The organism is Bacillus sp. JJ1533, assembly GCF_036965045.1.
Taxonomy (GTDB): domain Bacteria; phylum Bacillota; class Bacilli; order Bacillales; family Bacillaceae_L; genus Ferdinandcohnia.
In genome coordinates this window covers 181105-198660 of the sequence record NZ_JBALOV010000007.1, presented here as the reverse complement: position 1 = coordinate 198660, position 17556 = coordinate 181105, and the positions used below count along the sequence as shown (strand labels likewise).

Genomic DNA, 17556 nt, shown 5'->3' with positions numbered 1-17556 from the left:
CGAAAGGTTGAAGTGCTTTCTTTATCAGTCGTTTGATTTGGTACCTTTTTCCTGTTCCATTTGATATATACCTTGAACAATTTCATAAAAGACTGAATTCGTTACTGACTGAGAGTTCGGATGCTCCAAACCAACCACTACGAGTGCGTATCTCGGACTTTCAAATGGAAAATATCCGGCAAACCATGTGTTAACAAGTCCCGTTTCACCCTGTTTTTTTCCTGTTTGGGCTGTTCCTGATTTACCGGCCACGCTATAAGGAAGATCTGCGAACCGTTTCCCAGTTCCGTTAGTGACAACTCCTCGAAGCAACTCCTGAAGCCTGCTTGCTGTATATGGCGCAATCTTAGCCCCTTCCATATCTTGTTTTGAAAAAGAAAATAAGGTCGTTCCGTTTTTATACAACACATCACTAACAGTACGGACTTCTTTTTTTGAACCCCCACGGGCGATGGTTGACATCATATTGGCTATACCTAATGGAGTTACCCTAACATCCTTTTGACCAATTGCCGTTTGTGCGATAGCTTTTGCCACATGTTTATCTTTTTCATCCGTCCAAATTCGACCATTATATTCATTTGGGAGCTGTTTGAAATCCTGGAAACGAAATACATCACCATTCCAGCCCACTGGACCAAGTAAGCCCAGCATTTCGGAATATTTTTCAATGATATCTCGGTCCTTTTGTATCAATTCCTGTGCGATGGTTGCAAATGTGTAATTACAGCTATTCGCAAAGCTATTATTAAAATTAAGCATCCCGTGTGGATATTCAGCTGGTCCCTCGCCATACAGATCTAGATCACAATTGAACATTCGATCATTCGAAACTTGCTGTTGTTCAATCGCAGCAGCGGCAATTACCGTCTTAAAAACAGACCCAGGGAATTGCGGCATGATCATTTGATTTTGTGCAGTACCATCTTCAAATGGATTTGATGAATTGATATCTGGTTTACTAACCATAGCAAGCAAGTCATTGGATTCTACGTCAAGTAGAACAATTCCCCCTTTTTTCAAATGATGCTTACCAAGAATTTCTTCGGCCAAAAGCTGTAGGTCTTTATCCAATGTCGTTTGAATAGCCACTGGGTAATAGGGATTTGCAGGCGCTGTGTACTTAACATCAATGCCAAATAAAGGTCCTCCATCCCCTGCCACATGATATAACAGCTTTGCCTCACCTTCTGGCAATAGAAATTCATCAAACGTAGACTGCAATCCAGTAATTCCAAGTTTCGTATTCTGAGGTAAATAGGTTTTCTCAGGATAGCGCTTCTGAAATAGATCTTTATTTTCTCGTATGAGTCCAATTAAATGCTCGGCAATATCACTATCAAGCTCATATTGCCGATGGACAGCAAATACGCCAGGAATTTGAAGATCGTTGATTTTATTCATCTGTGTTTCTGTTAATTCTATGGGTCTGTCTCCACCAACGATTACAGGCTTTTTGGCATCCTCAATTTCATCTCTTAAAACGGTTGCGGAAAGATTTACGATTTCTGCTACGTCCTCGGCTGGCCATTCAATGTTTTTTAAAAATGGAAACAGTACGAGTGTTGGGTAATATTCATGGGTTAAAGCCTTTTTATTTCGATCGATAAATCGACCTCGTCCCTGGTCGATCACAAGTTCTTGAGTTCGTTGCGAAACACTTGCTTCAATTAAATTTATATCTCGGTTCGTAAATGTCTCTGTACTGACAAGCTGCAATTGCATGAGTCTACCGATTAGCCCGATTAAAGTTAGCAGAATGATAACAAGGATAATAAATGCACGTTTTTTAATTACCATAGAAAAACACCTCGTCTACAGTTTCGACGAGGTGTCATACTATTTATACCTATAGAAGTTACTCAAAAACCTCTTTAAAATGACAATATTAGTCAATTTTAGTGATTTCAACAAGCATATCTCCGCCTGGTGTTTGAACTGTTACTTTGTCCCCAACATGTTTTCCCAACAGGCTTTTTGCAATTGGAGAGTCATTTGAAATTTTACCTTCAAAAGGATCCGCTTCTGCGCTTCCCACAATTGTATATGTTTCTTCTTCTCCATCTGGAAGTTCAATAAAGGTTACTGATTTTCCTAATGAAACCTTACCAGCGCTGTCTGCATCTTCTTCAATAATTCTTGCATTTCGAATCATATTTTCAATCGTAGTAATACGTCCTTCAACAAATGCTTGTTCGTCCTTCGCTGAATCATACTCTGAGTTCTCAGAAAGATCTCCAAAGCTTCTCGCAATTTTTATGCGCTCTACAACTTCTTTACGCTTTACAGTTTTTAAATGTTCTAATTCCTGCTCTAATTTTTGCTTTCCCTCTAATGTCATTGGAAATACTTTCTCTACCATAATCCCTTCACTCCTTGTAGTCGTTACAATCCCCCTGTGATTGCTTTTTAAGTATGTAGTACGATTTGTTTTTTCTTTTTTGTATAGTAAGGAAAGGAATGGTAGGGAATATCTACCATTCCTTTCCTTAATTTGTACTATCATAACATCTTTTTCACTGTTATGTTATTACAAAATGACGTTTTGTTCAAGAATTGTTTGAATTTTTGTTACCATTAAGTCAATTGCAACGTGATTTTGTCCACCTTCAGGGATGATGATGTCCGCATATCGCTTTGTAGGTTCACAAAATTGATTATGCATCGGACGAACCACTGTTTCATATTGCTCAATAACAGAATCCAACGTACGACCACGGTCTTTAATGTCACGTAGCATTCTACGGATGATTCGGATATCTGCATCAGTGTCAACAAATAGCTTAATATCCATTAAATCTCGTAATCGTTCATCCTCAAGAACTAGAATTCCTTCTAAAATAATTACGTCCTTCGGTTCAACGTGAATCACTTCGGAAGACCTTGTATGAAATTTATAGTCATAAACTGGCTTACTTATACCTTTGTAATCAAGAAGAAATTTAATATGCTCAATCAGTAAGTCATTATCAAAAGCTAAAGGATGGTCATAATTTGTATTTAATCTTTCTTCAAAAGGCATATGGCTTTGATCTTTATAATATGAATCCTGTTCAATCATTAAGATTGAGTGACCCTTAAAATGTTCATATATGGCTTTTGATACACTCGTTTTACCAGATCCTGAGCCTCCAGCAATGCCAATGACAATTGGCTTCTTGCTCATCTTACTTCCCCTTTCGCATCATGTTGTTCGAATATACAGGCTTGTCCACTTTAAACGAAACAATTTGCAAAGGATGTTTTGCAGCCTCGATTTCGTTTCCGTCCTCATCCCAAATCGTCTCAACTGTTTGTGTAAAGTTTTCAATTTCAGGTCCGAAAAATTCAACCTGGTCACCTTTTTTAAAGTAATTTCGCTGCTGTAACGTTACAATCTCTAATTCCTTATCATAGTCTAACACCAGACCAGCAAAATCATAAGTCGTTTTTTTGCTATGTGTGCCATACATTTGCTCTTTTACGCCAGGGACAGCCTCAAAGAAGGCAGGTGCCGTATCACGATTTGCACATTTATCAAGCTCTTTTAGCCACTCTTCTTTGATAACAAAATTGTCTGGGTCGGCACTATAGGCATCAATTACTTTTCGGTAAACACTTACTACCGTTGCAATATAGTGAATCGATTTCATTCGACCTTCGATTTTTAAACTGTCAATTCCTAATTCTATCATACGCGGAATTGATTCAATCAGTTTTAAGTCCTTTGGGCTCATTGCAAAAGGTGCATCCGTTTCACCAAAAAGAGCGACTTCGTCCTCATTTTCATCCAGTTTAAATAAATCGTAATCCCATCTACATGATTGACAACAGCCACCACGATTGGAATCGCGAGCAGTCATATGATTACTTAGTGTACAACGACCGGAATAAGCAATACACATTGCGCCATGGACGAATGTCTCAATTTCAATATCGACTTTTTCCTTCATTTCTTTTATCTCTTCTGCACTTGTTTCACGTGCTAGCACGACACGTTCTAACCCTTCTTCCTTCCAAAATTGAACAGCCTTCCAGTTGGATAAGGATTGTTGTGTACTTAGATGTACTTCCATTTTTGGAGCTACTCGTTTACATGTTTCAATAATGAGCGGATCTGCAACGATGATACCTGAGACACCCGCTTTTTCGAGCCCCATTAGGTATTCATCTACTCCATCCATGTTCTCATTATGGGCAAAAATATTGGTAGTGACGTAAATTTTCGCTCCATAATTACTTGCGAATTTAACACCTTCTGCGATTTCTTCTAGTGTAAAATTATCAGCGTTCGAACGTAGTCCATATTCTTGACCACCTATAAAAACAGCATCTGCACCATAGTGAACAGCAATTTTTAATTTTTCAAGGTTACCTGCAGGTGCTAGCAATTCTGGCTTTTTGACGATCACACGCTTGCCGTCAACTATTTTTGAAATAGGTTCTCTTACAACTGCTGTTAACATGCATTTTCCTCCTCTGCGGTTAATCAATAAACCGTTTCTTTAAAGTAGAAACCGGTATCGAGCGGGCGATTAATTGGTTGAAGTTCTTCTAGTTGCTCTAATAGGTCATCCTTAATGTCTTCATATTCATCACGATTTTCGACACATAAATCAATTGCTTTGCGATAAATTTTCGTTACCTCAAGTAGATATTCGGGCGTTTTAAGAATCCCTTCAATCTTAAAGCTGTCAATGCCAGCATCAATCATTTCTTCCAATTCGTCGATAATACATACATCATTTGGGCTCATGATATGTGTACCATTTTCATCTTCAAAAATTGGATATTTGTTATTGCGCTCTTTATCAAATAAAAACATATCTTTTTCTTTTTTACGGTTTTCGATTTCCATCACATTACCTTGGTACTCGAAATAGTTACCAACTAATGAACGCTTTGACTGAAACATGCACATCATGCCGTGAACTTGAACTTCAATTTCAACTTCTGCATTTTCTTTTATTTCAACAATCGCATCCATGTTTAATTCACGAGCAAGCACTGCACGCTTTGCACCTTTTCTTCCCCAATAATTACATGTATACCAGTTTGTCGCAGTCGTTTCTGTATTCCAGTGCAGCTTCAATTCCGGGGCAACCTCACGGACAGTCATTAATACTGCAGGGTCTCCAAACACGATTGCATCTACTTTATGGTCCCGTAAAAACGCAACATAGTCTGCTAACTCATCCACTTTTTCATTATGGAAGATGGCATTAACTGCTACATAAATTTTTGCATCTTGAGCATGGGCAATTTCAACCGCTTGAACAATTTGCTCCCGATTAAATTCCCCTGCAAGACGCAACCCGTAACGTTGCTCACCTATAATAAAAGCTGTTGCTCCAGCATGAATCAATGGTTCAATATCTTCTACACATGTAGGCGTGACCAGAAGCTCTGGTTTCTTCATTCCTTAACACCTCTTCTTTTACTTAATGCAACCCCATCCCCTACTGGTAAGATGGTTGTTTGGTAATCTGGGTGTGCGAGGAGCCATTCGTTATACGATTTAATTTTTGTAACGAGATTTCGGATTCTTTTATTCTCGATTTCTTCCTCCGCCACAAGCCCTTTAAATAGTACATTATCAGTCACAATTAAGCCATCCTTTGAAAGGCTTTTTTCGTAGTTGTCAAAAAAATGTCGATATTGGCCTTTGGCGGCATCAATAAAAATGCAATCAAATTTCCCGTGTTTTTTCACTTCATCTGCAACCTCAAGGGCGTCACCAAAAATAACGTTGATTTGAGATTCTGTCCCAGTCCGTTCAATGTTTTCAAGGGCTTTTTCATACCGTTCAGTATCCCTTTCAAGTGTTACGATTTTTGTTCCAGGCAGTGCCTGTGCCATGCGTATCGCAGAATAGCCAATCGCAGTTCCAATTTCGAGAATTTGCTTTGGCTGGGATATGCGCAGTATTTGAAGCATCGTTTCAATGCCGACTAGTTCCATGATTGGTACATTGTTTTCTTTTGCATAATGTTCAATTTCTTCAACGATTTCGTTCCGTTTTGGAAGTAGAGCCTCTAAATAATTGGTTATTTTGCTTGATAACAAGAAAAAAACCTCCATTTCAGTATGGTGGTATTTGTTAAAAACATAGTCATTTGTTTTTGTATGATCATTTTTCTCGATTCATTTTACCATAAAGGAATAGGGAACGCCATATTGGGTTCCCTTAGATCAAATGCGCCTTGACGTATTTAGCCCGGATTTTTTTAGGACCACACGATGTGGGTCACAAAGACTTTGCCCCAGGAAGTAGCGTTCTTAGTCTTTGATCTTAAAAATCTGTGGCATCCGCCGGAGGCTGTAACTTTATTCAGACATTGCTGAATAAAGTTACTACTATTGTTGATTTGTAATATACTGTGCTTTTTTCACATTATGTTCTTCCAATGTCTTGGAGTAATACACTTCACCTGTTGGTGCTGCCAGGAAATATAAATAATCTGTTTCAGCCGGGTTGAGTGCGGCTGATAAAGACGATTCCCCGCTATTTGCAATCGGTCCTGGTGTTAACCCTTTATTTTTATACGTATTATACGGTGAATTCACATCAAGATGCTCGTATAGTACGCGCTTTTCATGTTTTCCTAATGCATATAGAACAGTCGGATCTGTTTGAAGTGGCATATCAGCATCTAAACGATTATAAAACACACTGGAAATAGTCTCACGGTCTGTTTGTGCTGTCGCTTCCTCCTCTATTAACGAAGCCATCGTTAGTAGTTTATGAGTTGAATCTATATATTTATTCCCTTCTATGAGTCCTGCGTATTTTACTAGAATTTTCTCCGTTTGCTCTAGCATTGTTTCAACGATAGATTCAATTGAAGGTTTTTTCTCATAAAACGGATAGGTTGCAGGGAATAGATATCCTTCAAGTGGATGCTTAATATCCTTATTCAAGATTTCTTCCGTTAATACGCTTGGGTATCTGCTGATTAAGTCACGAACATAGTCAGAATCATCCATTTTATTAATGACTTCCTCCTGGGTGTATCCTGTTTGTTCAGCAATAATCGTTGCAATTTCCTCAAGTTGTTTTCCTTCAGGGATTACGAGTTTAAAAGTCGGTTCACCCATAAGAATTCCTGATTTCAAACTTTCAATGATTTCATCAAAGTTCATTGATTGATTAAACGTATATTCTCCTGCCTGAAAACCAGATTCATTTTTAAATTTCGTGTAGTATCGAAAAACCCTTGCGTTTTTAACAATATCGTTTTCCTCAAGAATACGAGCAATGGCTGTTGGTGAAGAACCAATTGGAATTGTGACCTCGATTGGTTCTTTATTGGTAGGGTCAACTGGCTCAAGCGCTGATTTTATATATAAATAGCCTCCGCCGATTATTCCAGAAATAGCTAATAGTATAATTATAAATACGATAAATACGATTTTACGGATCATTCTTGCTTCACGATGACGTTCTTGTAAATTCTTTTTATAAACATCCTTTTTCGATTCGTTATCTGACATATATCGTAAATCCTCCCCTCACTCGAATTATTATACTACATTTTTTTATCTAATTCGTCAATTTTAGGAAGAATTCACTAGTATATTGTAGATTTTTCTTTAAAATCTGTCTATTTGCGAGTCAATCTCGGGGCTTTTAGGGGAGTTAATTGGGCGGACAAAGAAAAAAACAGCACGCAGCTGTTTTATTCTTCACCTTCTTCATCAAGGAATGTATTTAACATTTCTTCGACAAGATCCCATTCTTCTTCTGTTTCAATTGGTTGAAGTTCTCCATCTTCTCCGTCCTCAGAAGGGCTAAAGCTTGATGCATGAATTTCAATATCTTCTTCATCCTCATTCTCATCACTTACTGGATAATAAAGGACGTAAGACTTTCCAAATTCTTCTGACTCGAATGTAAATAATACTTCACAAAGAATTTCATTTCCTTGTTCATCTACTACTGTAATTTGCTTTTCACCATGTTCCATATAAATCCACCTCATTAATTTTTACTATCAAGATACCCCTGGAGAATCATGACTGCTGCCATTTTATCGATTACTTGCTTTCGCTTTTTTCGACTTACGTCTGCGGATAACAGGACTCGTTCGGCCGCTACTGTTGAGAGACGCTCGTCCCATAAAACAACCGGAAGGCTGAATCTCTCCTCAACCATATTAGCAAAGTGCTGACTTGCCTCGCCACGTGGTCCAATCGTTCCATTCATATTCTTAGGCAAACCGATGACGACAGATTCTACTCCATATTCCTTAATAATCTCACCTAGTCGTTCCAAACCAAACTGCTGACGTTCTTCATTAATCTTGATTGTTTCAATGCCTTGAGCAGTCCAGCCCATTTCATCACTGACGGCGACACCGACTGTTTTAGAGCCGACGTCTAAACCGAGAATCCTCATTCGTTTTACCCCTCACGATGAATCTTTAAATATGATTTCACTAACTCCTCAATTATTTCATCTCGTTCAAGCTTTCGGATGATATTCCTTGCATCATTATGACGTGGAATATATGCAGGGTCACCTGACAATAAGTATCCTACGATTTGATTGATTGGATTATACCCTTTTTCTTGAAGAGCATCATATACATTGAATAATACTTCATTTACATTTGTTTCAACTGGTTCCTCTGGAAAGTTGAATTTCATTGTTTTATCAAATGAGCTCAAGTTTTGCACCTCACTCTTTAGATTCTGATGTGTGAATCCGGGCATGTAAATCTTACCATTTATTGTACACTAATCACAACTAAATAGAAACAAGAAGTGACAATTTGTATCATCCCAATACACAGGATGATACAAAATCACTGTTTATTAGATATTTTTCACCCATTCCTCTACAAATGCTAATGCAGATTCAAGTTGTTCTGGGTTTTTACCACCTGCTTGAGCCATATCTGGACGACCACCACCGCCGCCACCACAGCGGGTTGCAACTTCCTTAATTAGTTTTCCGGCATGGAAGCCTCTTTCAATCAAATCTTTTGTTACTCCAGCCGTCAGGTTTACTTTTTCTTCATTCACAGAACCTAATACAATAACCGCGGAACCTAGCTTTTGTTTTAAGTCATCAACCATTGCACGAAGATTATTCATATCTTGGGCATTTACCTTACTATATAAAACAGTAACTCCGTTGATTTCTTTTGCTTTGTCAACAAGGCTACCAGCTTCAATATTGCCAAGCTTTGCTGAAAGTGATTCATTTTCACGATGTAAAGTGCGAATTTCTTGCTGCATGGTTTCAATTCTTGATGAAACATCGGTTGGCTTTGTTTTTAATAGATTAGCCACTTCATGAAGCATTTTCACTTGGTCATTTATGACATGGTACGCTGCCTCCCCAGTTACTGCTTCAATACGACGTGTTCCAGCCCCAATTCCTGATTCAGAGACAATCTTAAATAGTCCGATTGTAGACGTATTCGGTACATGGCATCCACCACAAAGCTCTAAGCTATAGTCGCCAACCTGAACAACACGAACAATGTCACCATATTTCTCGCCGAATAAAGCCATTGCTCCCATCGCTTTTGCTTCCGTTAATGATTTGTAATCAATCTCTACTGGGATGCTGCTCCAAATTTTTTCGTTCACAATTGATTCAATTTGCTCAAGCTCTTCAGGTTTGATTTGTCCAAAGTGCGAGAAGTCAAAACGTAATCGGCTTGATGTTACAAGTGAACCCGCTTGGTTTACATGGACTCCAAGAACATCCTTTAATGCCTGATGCAATAAATGTGTCGCTGTATGATTTTTAATGACATCACCGCGATTTTCCTGGTTAACTTTTGCATGGAGTTGATTACCTTTAGATATACTTCCTTTTTCAATGACAACTCGGTGAAGATTTTGTCCATTTGGTGCCTTTTGAACGTCTCTTACCAACAGTTTTGTTGTTTCATTTTCAAGTGTACCTTCATCTGCAATTTGACCACCGCTCTCCGCATAGAAAGGCGTTTTGTCTAAAATAAGCTGAATTTCTTCCCCTTCGTTTGCCTGCTCAACGATTTGTCCATCTTTTACCAATACAAGAACTGTTGATTGTGTCTCTAGCTCATCATAACCGACAAAAATACTTTCAACTTTTATTTCACCGAGAACACCACTTTGCACTTGCATAGAATCAACATCTTGACGAGCGGCTCTAGCTCTTTCACGTTGGCTTTCCATTTCACGTTCGAATCCATCGTGATCCACTTTCATGCCTTCTTCTTCAGCATATTCCTCGGTCAATTCCACAGGGAATCCATACGTGTCATATAAACGGAAGACATCTGCACCAGAAATAGTGTCACTGCCGTTATCTTTTTCCTTTTGAATTACAGTTGAAAGGATAGCTAATCCATCATGTAATGTTTCATGGAAGCGTTCTTCTTCTGTTTTTACTACCTTTTGGATAAATTCCGTTTTTTCCTTCACTTCTGGGTAAAAATCAACCATAATCTCACCAACGACAGGAACGAGTTCATACATAAATGGACGATTGATTGAGATTTTTTTAGCATAACGGACAGCACGTCTGAGCAATCTTCGGATGACATACCCTCTTCCTTCATTTGATGGAAGCGCTCCGTCTCCTACCGCAAATGTAACGGTACGGATGTGGTCAGCAATCACCTTAAATGCTTCATCCTTTTCTTTTTCTTGTCCATATTTTTCTCCTGAAATGGACTCAGTTGCCTCGATAATAGGCATGAAAAGGTCTGTATCAAAGTTTGTCGGCACATTTTGAATGACTGAACACATTCTTTCAAGACCCATTCCAGTATCAATATTTTTCTTAGGTAGCGGTGTATATGTACCATCCGGATTATGATTAAATTGTGAGAACACAAGGTTCCAGATTTCTAAATAACGTTCGTTTTCTCCACCTGGGTATAATTCTGGATCATTCGAATCATTTCCAAACTTTTCACCACGGTCGAAGAAGATTTCTGTATTTGGACCACTTGGGCCTTCACCAATATCCCAGAAGTTTCCTTCAAGACGAATAATACGCTCTTCTGGAATTCCGATTTTTTTATTCCAAATTTCATGAGCCTCATCATCTTCTGGATGGATTGTGACAGATAGCTTCTCTGGATCGAACCCGATCCATTCCTTGCTAGTTAAAAATTCCCACGCCCATTCAATCGCTTCTTCTTTGAAGTAATCACCAATCGAGAAGTTACCGAGCATTTCAAAGAAAGTGTGGTGTCTTGCTGTTTTCCCTACATTTTCAATATCATTTGTACGGATCGACTTTTGTGCATTACAAATCCTAGGGTTCCCTGGAATGACCCGCCCATCAAAATATTTTTTTAATGTAGCAACTCCACTATTAATCCATAGCAAAGAGGGATCTTCATGCGGAACTAATGAAGCACTCGGTTCAACTGCATGTCCCTTTGATTGGAAAAAATCTAAAAACATTTGTCGTACTTGAGCTGATGTTAACTGTTTCATTTTATAACCTCCACTATCATTTTAGACATAAAAAAATACTCTAATCCCTAAAAACAGGGACGAGAGTATGCTCGCGGTACCACCCTGATTATGGACGCAAAAAAGAGCACGTCCATCACCTTCGTATATTGATAACGGTATTCACCGGTAGGTTTTCCTACACTCAGGAGTAGCGTTCTGTTACCCTTCATCTGGAATTCCTCTCAGCCTTGGAAATCCCTCTCTGGTTTGATGGTCTGTAACATACTGGTTCCTTCATAGTTTTCATTTAAATACATCATTTCTTGTCAATTATATTCAAGTCAAAAATATTTGTCAATAATGGTCTATTCCTTTCGGATAACGGATAAATGCTGCTTTGCATGAACAATAAATACCTTTAGAATAGCTACAAGCGGTACCGCAATGATGAGACCCACAACACCTCCAATTTCTCCACCTACTAAAAGGGCCGCAATGATTACAATTGGATGTAACCGCAGGCTTTTTCCTACGATAATCGGTGACAGCAGGTTTCCTTCAATAAACTGCAGTCCAAATACCACAATCACAACAATGATTAGCATTTTTATCGAGATCGTTGCTGCAATAATGGCTGCTGGGATTGCGCCAATTATCGGTCCAAAATAAGGAATAATGTTAGTAACTCCAACAATGCTCCCGAATAATAATGGATATTTCATTCCTGAGATCCAAAATGCTACCGCCGCGGTCGTGCCAACAAGTAAACAAACAATGAGCTGCCCTCTTATATAATTACCCAAGGATTCATCAACATCTCTGAAAAAAAGCTGACCCGCTTTTCTCAGTCTACGAGGAGTAATATACCAAAGTGCCTTAATCATTTGGTCATGATCCTTTAGCATATAAAAAACAATGAACGGAATGATCGCAATAATAAAAATGGAATTAAGTAGCCCTTTAAAAATTTCGATTGTCTTTGAGAGCAGATAATCTACATAATCTTCTGCTGAATTAAGCAAATCATCAAGCTGACCATGAACAAAAGCAGGAAGTTTTGAAGTTCCTGATTCAATTTCAATAAGCCAAACCCTATAGGTTTTACTAAACTCTGGAATGCTTTCGGCAAGGTCCTTAAGCTGTGCAAGTATCACTGGTATACCTTTGTATAGTGCGATTCCAATGCCGCCGAAAAAAACGAAATAAATAAGCAATATCGCAAGTGTTTTTGGAACTCCCCGATAGCTGAGTTTTTCAATAATTGGATGGAGCAAGTATGTAATAAAAACCGAAATGATAAAAGGAATTAAAAACGTCTTTAAGAGTGACACAATCGGGAGCCAGATTGGAGCCAATTTTAAAAATATATAGATTGTCAAAAATGCCAATAATGATAGCGATAATCTAAAAATCCATTTGACTCTATTTTCGTTCATCAGCTTCACTCCCTTGTTTAGTTTTTGGAATCTAAATGGTTTTATACGGACAGGGTATGTACAAGGTTATATTGTAAAAATACAGATTGTTTTGTAAAATGTTGCTGAAAGGATGTGGTAGTTTTTGATTATTAAACCACGTGGTGAAAACAAAGAACTAGAGCTATTCCGCTTTTTACGGGTCCGTAAGAAACTTGAAAGTGAAGACGAGACCAATTTTGCTTACATTGAAAAAGGCTGGCTCGGTGAAAAACAATTTGATCAATTGCTTTACAGTCTTCCAAACGAATGCCTCATTTTAAACAACCTTCTCCTGAAAGTGAACAACACTTTATTTCAAATCGACTCCCTACTCATCACAGAATAGAAAATAAACATCTTTGAAATTAAAAATAACGAAGGCGATTATTTCATCAAAGATGACCGTTTGCACATGATTAACGGAATAGAAATCAAAGATCCACTCATTCAAATAACCCGCAGTGAATCATTGTTTCGACAACTCCTACATGAACTAAAGTATACATTTGCCGTGGAAGCTCAAGTTATTTTTATTAACCCAGCGTTTTATCTATATGAAGCTCCAATTAAAGCACCGTTTGTATTTCATGCTCAACTTCCTCGTTTTTTAAAGAAATTAGGGCCAGGCACTTCTTCTAAACTTTCTGCGAGACATGTGCGATTTGTAGAAAAATTAGCCAAGCTGCATCTAACAGAGAATCCATATTCGCGATTGCCAGCGTATACATATGAGGAACTGGAGAAAGGGATTGTTTGTTGGCGTGGGTGTGGATGCCTTGATCTTGAAGAAACAAATAGCCATACTTTGATATGTAAAAAATGTAGCTTTGTTGAGACTAAAGAGTCAGCACTATTAAGGAGTATCGAGGAGTTTAGACTTCTTTTTCCTAAAATGCGATTAACTTTGGATGTTATTTTTAATTGGTGTAAAGTAATAAAATCTAAAAGGACGATTCAAAAAGTACTGTCCAAGCATTTTGATCTGGTTTTGTTTGGTAGGGGTTCTTATTATGTAGATAAGGTGAAGAAATAATTTTAATGTTTTTTCTTGAAATGAGGGCTTTCTGGTGGTTCTATCAGTTAGCCTTCTCCTTTTGTTATGTATATTATTTGCATTTGTTAGTTCAATTTAGAACTTTTTGGTGTTACCTAGTTCTCATTATCCAATTTTATCCAGTTGAGTACCTCTTTCTCCCCTCACCTACCTCTCACTCTCCTAGTTTTATCCAACCGAGGACCTCTTCCTGCCCTCACCTCGCTTTCACTCTCCTAACTTTATCCAATCAGATGTCTTTTTTTACAACTAATTCAAAAAACCCCACAACCGTGGGGTTTTTTCCATCATACATATTAAAACATTCTTGCAATGCGTTTTCGCATTTTTTTCATGTTACGGGCAGACATAACATCTGTTCTTTGCATAATCCCGTATGCCGCAGCACCTAGACCCATTGTGATTAGAGATGTCATTGTTTTATTCATAACCTCTCACTCCTTGTTTAGGATTACATACTGATCCTTCTATCGTCCTCAGCAAACAGATCATCCAACGAACTGAGTGTGCCATCTTCCTCTACCTGGTGTGTGAATATTTGTCCTTTATTTACAGATAGTTCAATAAAACATCCCCAGCAGTAATATTGGTTAACCCCAATTTTACCGATATCCTTACTTTTACAATTTGGGCACTTCACAGGGTACACCTCACATCATGGAATTCCTAATTCAGATATACGACGATGACATCTTCGCCAATTTTTAAAGGCTTTTCAGTTTTGACAACTTTTTTTCCTTCGGTAATATCAGCAAAAAAGCCATCCGTTACTTCATACCCTATAATCGTGCCCACTTCTTCGGTAAAATATACATCTTCAAGTAAGCCTAATTTTTGTCCTTCTGAAGACAATAAAGGCTTTCGGAATAATCCATGATGAGTGTGTAAAAAATAGGTGGGTGTATCAGCTTCGTTATCCAGACGCTCCAGCATTTGGACGTCCGAAACCATGATACCATCATCTCCAATGGAGGAAATGGATTGGATAGGGACTACTCGTTCTCGTTCAAATAGTCCTTTTCCTTTCATAATCAGGGCATTCACCTTGCCATCTGATGTGATACATAAATCAGCAACCCGGCCAAGTACCTCGGCAGAATTTTCATCATAAATCGGTAAATCCTTGAGTAATGAGAATGTCCGCAAAGATAATCGCCACCTTTCCGAACATTACTTATCATTTACTTTCAGGCAAGTAGGCATACTGTACAAGAGTTTCCAAAACAAAAAAGCCGGGGATGTTCCCGACTTTTACTCAGCCTCCATGTAATCATATGGAGAAATACCCGCCATTCCAATATTTGGATCCGTTTGAAAAAGCATATCATAGTAGGACATAGCCTCCTCAGGTACAGATACAACGCCATCCTCCATAACACCAAAGGTGGATTTTAATTTTTCACATAAAGTTGTTTGACGGTTTGTATCATTTGCACGTTGGACACCTTGTCGTAAAGCATCTTCTTCCCCACAGAGAATTAAAAAGTTTTTCGCTCTTGTAATCGCCGTATAGATTAAATTTCGGCGTAACATCCGATAATACCCTTTCACAATCGGTAAAATCACGATTGGAAATTCACTACCTTGGGATTTATGAATCGAACAACAATAGGCGTGCGTGATTTGATTTAAATCTTGTTTTGTATAGGTCACTTCATTACCTTCAAAATTAATCACAACCATGTCTTGTTTTTCGGTATTTTCTTTAGCATAAAAAATCGATTCGATTTCACCAATATCTCCATTGAAAACATTGTTTTCGGGCTGGTTGACTAGTTGGAGCACTTTATCGCCTCTGCGATAAACGATATCCCCGTACTTGATTTCTCGTTTGCCGTGGACAGGCGGGTTAAAAAGCTCCTGCAGCATTACATTCAAACTGTCAATCCCTGCAGGGCCACGATACATCGGTGCCAAAACTTGAATGTCTCTGACAGAAAACCCCTTCTTTTTCGCATTATCCGAAACCTGTCTGACAACCTCAAGGACCTGATTTTGATAACATTTTAAAAAGGATCGGTCTTTTTTAGGTGCCGAAATGTCTGGTGGTAGGTTACCTTTTTTAATATCATGAGCTAACTCAATAATCGATGAGCCTTCAGATTGGCGATAAATGTCTGTTAGCCGTACTGTTGGTAAAACGTCTGAGGCCAATAAATCCTTTAAAACCTGCCCAGGTCCGACTGATGGCAGCTGGTCTTCATCACCAACCAGGATTACTTGGATATGCTCTGGCAGTGATTTGAATAATTGATTGGCTAACCAAGTATCAACCATTGAAACTTCGTCGACAATTAGTAGTTTCCCATTGATTGGATTGTCCTCATCATGGCTAAAGCCTTCAACACCGTTCCAGCCTAATAGCCTGTGGATTGTGACAGCAGGTAGACCGGTTGATTCACTCATTCTTTTTGCTGCACGTCCAGTTGGGGCAACTAACACAACTGGAAATGGATTTTCAGAATTATAATCCTTTGGGTCCAATGAGCAGCCATGCAATTCTCCGTATAATTCAACAATTCCTTTAATGACAGTCGTTTTTCCTGTACCAGGTCCACCGGTTAAAAGGAGCATAGGTGACATTAATGCTTTTTGTATGGCATCTTTTTGTGAAGGTGCATATTGGACATTAATCCTTTCCTCTAGCGCACCAAGTGCCAACAAAAATTCTGATTCTGGAAAAATATCTTCGTATTCGGTTTGTTCCATGACACGTTTAATATTTGTAACAAGTCCTTTTTCGGAAAAATAAAGGGATGGAAGATAAACCTTGTCCTCTTCAATGACCAGCTTACTTTCTTCGGTCAAGCTGATCATTTCCTTTGAAATATCGGTCGCATTAATATCTTCTCGGCTATTTTGTTCTAACAATTGTTGGACACGAACAATCAAATCTTCTACTGAGAGATAGACATGTCCGTCCTGTAATGAGTCTTGTTCAAGTATGTATAAACAACCAGCTTTGATTCGGTCTGGGTGGTTACCGGAGATTCCTAATTGACGGCCTAGTTCATCGGCTCGTCCAAACCCTACACCTTCAATGTCCTCGACCAATTTATACGGACTGTGTTGAAGGATTTCAAGTGTTTGCTCTTTATATATTTGATAAATTCTCATCGAAAGTTGAGGACCAAATCCATATTGAGAAAGACCAATCATGATTTGTTCGAGACCTTGGTGCTCTTGAAGGGTATCGTATATTTCCTTTGCTTTCTCTGCAGAAAGCTTATCAACCTCCTGCAAGACAGCTGGATTTGCGATAATTTTTGAGATTGCTCCTTCTCCAAGGGTCTCGACTATTTTTTCTGCGGTCTTTTTCCCGATTCCTTTAAAAAGATCACTTGAAAGATACTGGACGATTCCTTGTTTTGTATGGGGGATTTCTTTTTGAAATTGTTCGACGTGGAACTGGATCCCGAATCGTGGGTGCTCCTTTAAGCGACCGAAAAAAATATAGGTTTCATTTTCGTGAATGCGAGGGAAATACCCCGTTACAACTGCTTCTTTTTCATTATAGTCTTCGTTTGTTTCTTGAAGCCTGATGCGAACAACAGAATATAAATTTTGTTCATTATGAAAAATGGTAACTAAATGAGTGCCCTTCATATATTTACGTTGTTCACTAAATAAATCTAAAGATTCCTGTTGTTCCAT

At 38.5% G+C, this 17556-nt stretch carries 18 protein-coding genes and 1 other annotated feature; of the genes, 2 read left to right on the top strand and 16 right to left on the bottom strand.

Annotation, left to right across the window (positions count from 1 at the left end):
• Positions 1-24: 24 nt before the first annotated feature.
• The 12 genes from V7138_RS05175 to V7138_RS05120 form a co-directional block, all read right to left on the bottom strand.
• Positions 25-1800, bottom strand: a complete 1776-nt coding sequence (locus V7138_RS05175; protein ID WP_335394677.1) for a peptidoglycan D,D-transpeptidase FtsI family protein — start codon at positions 1798-1800, stop codon at positions 25-27.
• Between the two features lie 88 nt (positions 1801-1888).
• The gene (gene greA, locus V7138_RS05170; protein WP_335394848.1) at positions 1889-2365 is read right to left on the bottom strand and encodes a transcription elongation factor GreA; all 477 of its coding nucleotides are present in this window, start codon (positions 2363-2365) and stop codon (positions 1889-1891) included.
• A 165-nt stretch (positions 2366-2530) separates the two neighbouring features.
• Complete coding sequence (gene udk, locus V7138_RS05165; RefSeq protein WP_335394676.1) at positions 2531-3166, bottom strand: uridine kinase; 636 nt, start codon at positions 3164-3166, stop codon at positions 2531-2533.
• Position 3167: 1 nt separating this feature from the next.
• A complete protein-coding gene (locus V7138_RS05160; RefSeq protein ID WP_335394675.1) occupies positions 3168-4445 on the bottom strand; it encodes a peptidase U32 family protein in 1278 nt (425 codons plus the stop codon).
• 23 nt (positions 4446-4468) lie between these two features.
• Positions 4469-5398 (bottom strand): peptidase U32 family protein, encoded by a 930-nt coding sequence (locus tag V7138_RS05155; RefSeq protein ID WP_335394674.1) that lies wholly within the window; start codon positions 5396-5398, stop codon positions 4469-4471.
• Complete coding sequence (locus tag V7138_RS05150; RefSeq protein ID WP_335394673.1) at positions 5395-6045, bottom strand: O-methyltransferase; 651 nt, start codon at positions 6043-6045, stop codon at positions 5395-5397. The genes V7138_RS05155 and V7138_RS05150 overlap by 4 nt, the downstream gene beginning before the upstream one ends.
• A gap of 291 nt (positions 6046-6336) precedes the next feature.
• Positions 6337-7473, bottom strand: coding sequence for an endolytic transglycosylase MltG (gene mltG, locus V7138_RS05145; protein ID WP_335394672.1), 1137 nt, complete (start codon positions 7471-7473; stop codon positions 6337-6339).
• Positions 7474-7658: 185 nt separating this feature from the next.
• A complete protein-coding gene (locus V7138_RS05140) occupies positions 7659-7946 on the bottom strand; it encodes a DUF1292 domain-containing protein (RefSeq protein ID WP_335366100.1) in 288 nt (95 codons plus the stop codon).
• 14 nt (positions 7947-7960) lie between these two features.
• On the bottom strand, positions 7961-8377 hold the full coding sequence (ruvX, locus tag V7138_RS05135; protein ID WP_335394671.1) for a Holliday junction resolvase RuvX: 417 nt from the start codon (positions 8375-8377) through the stop codon (positions 7961-7963).
• A 5-nt stretch (positions 8378-8382) separates the two neighbouring features.
• Positions 8383-8649, bottom strand: a complete 267-nt coding sequence (locus V7138_RS05130) for an IreB family regulatory phosphoprotein (protein WP_010678229.1) — start codon at positions 8647-8649, stop codon at positions 8383-8385.
• Positions 8650-8796: 147 nt separating this feature from the next.
• Positions 8797-11430 carry an alanine--tRNA ligase gene (gene alaS / locus V7138_RS05125; RefSeq protein WP_335394670.1) on the bottom strand — a complete coding sequence of 878 codons (2634 nt, stop codon included), beginning with the start codon at positions 11428-11430 and terminating at the stop codon, positions 8797-8799.
• 52 nt (positions 11431-11482) lie between these two features.
• Positions 11483-11698: a binding site (T-box leader), on the bottom strand.
• A gap of 58 nt (positions 11699-11756) precedes the next feature.
• On the bottom strand, positions 11757-12827 hold the full coding sequence (locus tag V7138_RS05120; RefSeq protein ID WP_335394669.1) for an AI-2E family transporter: 1071 nt from the start codon (positions 12825-12827) through the stop codon (positions 11757-11759).
• Positions 12828-12951: 124 nt separating this feature from the next.
• On the opposite strand from V7138_RS05120, the gene V7138_RS05115 reads away from it, so the two are divergent.
• Both V7138_RS05115 and V7138_RS05110 read left to right on the top strand, forming a co-directional pair.
• On the top strand, positions 12952-13194 hold the full coding sequence (locus V7138_RS05115) for an NERD domain-containing protein (protein WP_335394668.1): 243 nt from the start codon (positions 12952-12954) through the stop codon (positions 13192-13194).
• A 66-nt stretch (positions 13195-13260) separates the two neighbouring features.
• Positions 13261-13881, top strand: a complete 621-nt coding sequence (locus V7138_RS05110; protein WP_335394667.1) for a hypothetical protein — start codon at positions 13261-13263, stop codon at positions 13879-13881.
• A 317-nt stretch (positions 13882-14198) separates the two neighbouring features.
• On the opposite strand, the gene V7138_RS05105 is transcribed toward V7138_RS05110, so the two are convergent.
• The 4 genes from V7138_RS05105 to recD2 all read right to left on the bottom strand — a co-directional run bounded on the left by V7138_RS05105 (position 14199) and on the right by recD2 (position 17556).
• Positions 14199-14330 carry a YrzQ family protein gene (locus V7138_RS05105; RefSeq protein ID WP_335394666.1) on the bottom strand — a complete coding sequence of 44 codons (132 nt, stop codon included), beginning with the start codon at positions 14328-14330 and terminating at the stop codon, positions 14199-14201.
• Between the two features lie 23 nt (positions 14331-14353).
• Complete coding sequence (locus tag V7138_RS05100; protein WP_010678234.1) at positions 14354-14542, bottom strand: hypothetical protein; 189 nt, start codon at positions 14540-14542, stop codon at positions 14354-14356.
• Positions 14543-14568: 26 nt separating this feature from the next.
• On the bottom strand, positions 14569-15048 hold the full coding sequence (locus V7138_RS05095) for a PRC-barrel domain-containing protein (RefSeq protein ID WP_335394665.1): 480 nt from the start codon (positions 15046-15048) through the stop codon (positions 14569-14571).
• A 105-nt stretch (positions 15049-15153) separates the two neighbouring features.
• The gene (gene recD2, locus V7138_RS05090) at positions 15154-17556 is read right to left on the bottom strand and encodes an SF1B family DNA helicase RecD2 (protein ID WP_335394664.1); all 2403 of its coding nucleotides are present in this window, start codon (positions 17554-17556) and stop codon (positions 15154-15156) included.